Raw genomic sequence first — 6,225 nt, 5'->3', positions numbered from 1 at the left:
ACAAAGCGTAGGTAGTGAGTTTATTCCTACATTGTTGAAGATTACGCAAGATAAGGCAACATTCGCCAAACACTTAACAACTCAAAAAGAACATGCTAATGAAGTAAATAAACATTATTTCAATCAGCAATTATTAAAGCGATAAATGAATTAAAGCCATGGATAGTACGATTTGTGTAGAGAACCAAAAGCGGTCCTACCTTTGTTATAAAACAATCAAAAAAACAGCAGTGAAGGCCAAAGTTAAAGGCTAACACTGCTGTTTTTTGATTTGGAGTAAACGGATTGTTGCTCATGATATCGATTGAATGAGTTAAAGTGAGGCGCATTATTTTACTGGCGATTTCTGATTCGCATCATTTAAAGTGAGATGTAGCATGATGATAATTATAAATCGCCTGTTAAGAATTGAGCTTTACCATTAAAGAAACTCCAGTCTGAATCCGTATTTTCCACTAAGCTAATCATGATATCTTCTGTGCGAATACCTAATTGTGTGTTTAACGCAGAGACTAGATTGTGATAAAAGTTGGTCTTTTGTGTTTCTGTACGTGGACGTGTCACAAGTGTAAAGACAAGGACTTGATCAGAACGTTCAACACCTAAACCAGTGTCTAGAATTTGCATTTCATAGTCTTCATGTTGATTAACAATTTGATATCTGTCGCCTTCAGGAGCTTCGAAAGCTTCCAACATTACGCGATACGAAATATCTAAAATGGATTTAATTTCGTCTTTAGTTCTTCCTTTTAACATATCGATTTTTATTAGTGGCATGTGCTGATCACCTATCCTTATTTGTTTTTTGCGAAATGAACTATCACAATATTAACGATTTATCATTCCTAATACCCTAAATTGTGTAAAATAATTACCCAGGAAATAAGCATTTGTGACATATTAAAGGACGATACATTTTATTAACGATTTGGTAAGCCGATTATTTGAAATGTATTACACATGAGCGTAATATTCGTTTGGTCTTAATTTTTATTAGCTTGTTAAGTAAAGAGTTAAGCGTATAAAAGATACATGAGGAGCGGTAATATGTTCGAACAAACTAAACAATATATTAATGGGCAATGGGTTGAAAGTCATAGTAACGAAACAATAGATGTAATCAATCCAGCAACGGAACAAGCATTTGGAAAGATTGCGAAAGGGAATGCGCAAGATGTTGAAGATGCAGTTAATGCAGCAGACAGCGTATACTTAGAATTTAGAAATACTACTGTTGAATACCGTAAAAATTTATTAAACGACATCGTTAAAGAATATGAAAATCGTAAAGAGGATTTAGTTAAAGCGATGACTTTAGAATTAGGTACACCAGTAACTGCTTCAGAAAATGTACATTACGAAATGGGATTATCTCATTTTAAAGCTGCGAGAGACGCATTAGATCATCTTAACTTTAGAGAACGTAGAGGAAATAATGTAGTCATTAAAGAGGCTATTGGTGTTTCTGGTTTAATCACACCTTGGAATTTCCCAACGAATCAAACAGCATTGAAACTTGCTGGTGCATTTGCTGCTGGTAGTACAGTTGTTTTAAAACCATCTGAAGAAACACCATTTGCTGCAATTATCTTAGCTGAAATCTTCGATAAAGTAGGCGTGCCGGCAGGTGTGTTTAATTTAGTTAATGGTGACGGTATGGGTGTAGGTAATCCAATTTCTGAAAATGAAAAAATTAGAATGGTATCTTTCACAGGTTCTGGTAATACTGGTAGTAAAATAATGGAAAAAGCGAGCAAAGACTTTAAAAAAGTTTCACTAGAATTAGGTGGTAAATCACCTTACGTTATTTTAGCAGATGCAGATTTGGATAAAGCGGCAGACGCTGCAGTGCATAAGGTTGTAGATAATTCTGGACAAGTTTGTATTGCTGGTTCAAGAACAATCGTTCCGGAATCAATCAAAGATGACTTTATTGCAAAGGTAAAAGAAAAAATGGCTGCCATTCGTGTTGGCGATCCACAGGATGCTAGTATCGAAATGGGACCTGTTATCAATGAAAAACAATACAATCAAATTCAAAAATTTATTGAAATTGGTATTGAAGAAGGCGCAACATTAGAATTAGGTGGATTAGGCAAGCCGGAAGCATTAGAAACAGGTTATTTTGTACAACCAACGATTTTCTCTAATGTAGATAACAGTATGACAATTGCTCAAGAAGAAATCTTTGGACCAGTCATGTCTATTATTACTTATAATGACATTGATGAAGCAATTAAAATTGCGAATGATACGAAATATGGTTTAGCTGCCTATGTATATGGTTCTGACATGGATACTTTACAAAAAGTAGCAACTGCGTTTGAAGCGGGTGTTATTGAAATAAATGAATATCCAAGAAGTGCAGATATGCCATTCGGTGGATATAAACAATCTGGTATTGGTAGAGAATGGGGAGACTACGGAATTGAGGAGTTCTTAGAAGTTAAAACTATTTCAGGATTCTTCCAATAATTTTCATCTTTTACTAGCACCACACATATAAATAGTAAAAATTAATTAAAGAAAGCACACATACATGAAGTACATTACATACTAACAAATTAATTAGTATGTAGCGTCTATCGATGGATGTGTGCTTTTTTCTATAATGTCTTACTATGAACAATATTATAGCAAGATAAATACAATATCTTAGAAACGAAGTTAAAATAGAATACTTTGCGCTCAAACAGATTGGTAACACGATATACAACTGAGAGCCACAAAGGGTTTGGAAATGAAATGGATTGCGTAATTGAATTACTAAATTACATCATATTCATTTTTAATAAATCTAACACACCACTAGAACTGCCAGGGAAAGCAAATACCATTTGATTTAATTCTTGTGCTGTAATTTGTTTGTTGACAATAAATGTGAGCAAGTTAATTAAATCAGGCGCATCATTAGCATAAATTTCAGCACCAACTAGGTGTTTTTGTGAATCTAAGACAATATCCATTTCTGCTGTAGTTTCATTTTTATATTCGAATAGTAATTGTTTGCCAAATGGAATTGTTTTGATTGTATATTGATCTTCGTTTTGTTTAGCTTCTTCAACAGTTACACCAATTTGTGCTAATCGCGGTAATGAATATAAGACAGATGGAATAGCAGGGTATGCAATTGCTGAAGTAGTCATACCAAGAATATGAGCTGCGATATAATTAGATTCAAATGTTGCAGTTGGTGTTAATTTAGGAATTACTTTATCCAACACATCTCCACTCGCGTAAATATTTGGTACATTTGTTCTTAAATATTCATCAACTTGTATACCTTTTGCACTGTATTCAATACCTAATTTTTCTAAGCCGATACCTTCAATATTTGGACGACGACCAGTTGAATCTAACACGTAGTCTGTCTCAATACTTTCTCCTTTAGCTGTAGTTACAATATAACCAGCATCTGTTTTACTTACTTTTTCAGGTGAATCTTCAAGATGGAATTGAACACCTTCATTAGCCAATTTATCTATTAACTTATCGACATGTTTACGGTTGAATCCAGTTAATGCTTCATCTGTATGATGGATGATTGTTACTTCGCTACCATTTTTAATAGCGATTGAAGCAAATTCGATTCCAATAATGCCTGCACCTATAATAGTCATGTGTTTAGGGAAATGTTCTAATGATAAGAAATTACGACTATCAAAAGTATGTTCTGTACCTTCGATTGGCAATTTATTGCTGTGTTGTCCTGTTGCAAGAACGATATAATCAGCAGTAAGTTGTTGTTCGTTTACTTCGATTAAATGTTCGCTAACAAGTGAACCTGCACCGTGATATACATCAATACCATATTGAGTAAACATATGTTCTAACGTACCTGATAGTGGAGAGATAACTTGTTGTTTATAGGACATAAGATTTTCCCAGTTTACAGATAATTGTTCTTGATTAATGATATTAGGATAACTTTCAGCTGCTTCTAATATTTCGTAAGGGCCTTCTAATAAAATTTTGGCATTACAACCATAGTTTGTACATGTCCCAGCAATCTTATCTTTCTCAATAATAGCTACTGATTTGTTAGCTTGCTTTAAAGTTAAAGCAGCATGCCATGCTGCATGTCCACTACCTAAAAATATAACATCATAGTTAAATTGTTCTGACATAAAAAATTCCTCCTAAATTTATTTCACGATATGATTTAATGACTGTTCTAAACGATCCATAATTTCCTTTGCGTGTTGATATTCACTTGTATCCATATGTTCTGCGACACATTGTGAAATTGCAGTATAAATTTCTTGTTCTTTATTTTTACCCATTTCGGTAAGGCTGACGAGCAATTGACGCTTATCAGATTCAATTTTCTTTCGCTCAATCCATCCAGCTTGTTCTAAGCGCTTGAGTAAAGGCGTAAGTGTATTGCTCTTTAAATTTAGTGCATGTCCAATACGATATAAAGTTTGGTTGTCTTGTTCCCAAAGAGAGACTAAGACAATATATTGTGAATATGTTAATCCATAATCTGAGAGTACCTGTTCATAAAACTTAGAAAATAAACGGCTAACATTATATACAGAGAAACATAGTTGATTTGTTAATTTCATTGTGTCGTCCAAATAGGTCACCTCCATGAAATAAATTAATCGTGCGCGATTGATTAAAGTGTAACGCGCTAAATATAAAAATGCAAACAATAAATTTCGTGTAATTGAAAAAAGTAATATAAAAGATAATGGGGAAATATTTTAGTAGAAAAAGTGGTAGTATCAATAGTTATAAAAAAGTGAGGTTAGAGTGCATTCAAAATGTGAATCGTGTTTATATTATGGGAAACATAACTTAATAAAGTGAAAGTTGAAGGCATAATTTATTTAATAGTGAGACATCTAACCTCGATTTCTTATTCAAACAGCATCATACAAGCTAAGATAACTAAACTAGCTGACATAATAATCTTATATTGTGTGTTGTACTTAGTCAGTAATTGTTTGAAGCAAAGCCCCATCAACGACCAAGCAATGGCACCAGAAACACCAATTAAGGCAATAATGAGTGTGTAGCTAATCATCATAAAATAGCTAGAACTTTGTACTGTGGCATAACTAACAATTGCAGTAAGTACATAAACAATTGTCTTAGGATTCATGTATTGTAGGTAAAGTCCATCACGCAATCTATAACAACTACGGTTGTCTTTTCCCTTTTCATGACTTTTAAATACAGAAAAAGCTAAATAAAGTAAGTAGATAAAACCTAAGATTTTGATTAGTAGGACGAAATTTTTAAAATAAAGCGTTAGATAGGTGCTAAACACTAAACATATAATAGACAATGATAAAAATCCTAAACCGATACCGAATAAAAAACGTTTCGTTCCTTTGAAACCAAAACGGAGTGATCCATCTAAAGCAAGTAAATTATTTGGTCCTGGTGTATAACTCATAAATACTGTATATAAAATAAAAGAAATAAGCATAATTGTATTCTCCTTGTCATTTCCTGTATGATGGATATATAAGCTAATAAATCCACAATAAAGGATAATCCTGTTAACTGGATTTTATATCCTTTAAACTGGAAAGTCAATATAAAGAAGGAGACTTAACTATGGAGTTCCATAAAATTGTAGCTAAAAATATTTATTTATATAGAAAGAAAAATAAGATTAGTTTGGAACAACTTTCAAAACTGACAGGTGTTAGTTCATCATCTTTAAATGAAATTGAAAAGGGAAATACCATACCTTCTATCAATACAGTATGGAAAATTAGTAACGGTTTGAAATTATCATTTAGTAGTTTAATGAATGAAAGTGAAGCGGATTATAAATTTATCAAGAAGGATGATATCATTCCAGTAACAGAAGAAGAGGGGAAATATAAAGTGTTTCCTTACTTTCCATTTGAAAAAAGTAAGTCGTTTGAATTCTTTCATGTTGAATTAGATCCTCAAGCAAAGCTTGAATCTGAACCACATTTATCAGGGTCTGAAGAATCAATCATTATTATTGAAGGGGAATTAGAGATGCACCTTGAGAATGAAGTGCTTACTCTAACTGAGGGTGATGCATTAAGATTTAAATCGGATATACCACATACGTATATAAATAAAGGAAATCATAGGACATTGATTTCTATGGTTATTGATTATAAATAATAGTAAAGCACTGTTGTTTCCTATAGATGTTCGCTTCTGTACGTTAGACTTTGAGTAAAACGTCTGAAGAGAATAATGGAAATACAGTGCTTTTTAAAATTTATT

The 6,225-nt window shown here is 32.7% G+C and carries 6 protein-coding genes; 2 read left to right on the top strand and 4 right to left on the bottom strand.

Translation table 11 applies throughout. The features are described 5' to 3' along the window. Positions 1 to 387: 387 nt before the first annotated feature. Positions 388 to 777, bottom strand: coding sequence for a tautomerase family protein (locus SH09_RS15665; protein ID WP_042740526.1), 390 nt, complete (start codon positions 775 to 777; stop codon positions 388 to 390). 270 nt (positions 778 to 1,047) lie between these two features. Between SH09_RS15665 and SH09_RS15660 the strand changes: the two genes are divergently transcribed. Then, positions 1,048 to 2,475: an aldehyde dehydrogenase family protein gene (locus SH09_RS15660; RefSeq protein WP_042740525.1), complete on the top strand. Its 1,428-nt coding sequence runs from the start codon at positions 1,048 to 1,050 to the stop codon at positions 2,473 to 2,475. 296 nt (positions 2,476 to 2,771) lie between these two features. Here the strand turns inward: SH09_RS15660 and SH09_RS15655 are convergent, their stop codons facing one another. The 3 genes from SH09_RS15655 to SH09_RS15645 form a co-directional block, all read right to left on the bottom strand. After that, on the bottom strand, positions 2,772 to 4,127 hold the full coding sequence (locus SH09_RS15655; protein WP_042740524.1) for a dihydrolipoyl dehydrogenase family protein: 1,356 nt from the start codon (positions 4,125 to 4,127) through the stop codon (positions 2,772 to 2,774). Positions 4,128 to 4,145: 18 nt separating this feature from the next. Next, positions 4,146 to 4,595, bottom strand: coding sequence for a MarR family winged helix-turn-helix transcriptional regulator (locus SH09_RS15650; RefSeq protein ID WP_042740523.1), 450 nt, complete (start codon positions 4,593 to 4,595; stop codon positions 4,146 to 4,148). Between the two features lie 269 nt (positions 4,596 to 4,864). Then, a complete protein-coding gene (locus SH09_RS15645; RefSeq protein ID WP_042740522.1) occupies positions 4,865 to 5,440 on the bottom strand; it encodes a LysE family transporter in 576 nt (191 codons plus the stop codon). 131 nt (positions 5,441 to 5,571) lie between these two features. On the opposite strand from SH09_RS15645, the gene SH09_RS15640 reads away from it, so the two are divergent. After that, positions 5,572 to 6,120 carry a helix-turn-helix domain-containing protein gene (locus tag SH09_RS15640; RefSeq protein ID WP_042740521.1) on the top strand — a complete coding sequence of 183 codons (549 nt, stop codon included), beginning with the start codon at positions 5,572 to 5,574 and terminating at the stop codon, positions 6,118 to 6,120. Positions 6,121 to 6,225: the final 105 nt, after the last annotated feature.

The sequence above is a fragment of the Staphylococcus gallinarum genome, assembly GCF_000875895.1.
Taxonomy (GTDB): domain Bacteria; phylum Bacillota; class Bacilli; order Staphylococcales; family Staphylococcaceae; genus Staphylococcus; species Staphylococcus gallinarum.
Note: the sequence above shows the minus strand (reverse complement) of the source record. Positions and strands in the feature narration are given on the sequence as shown.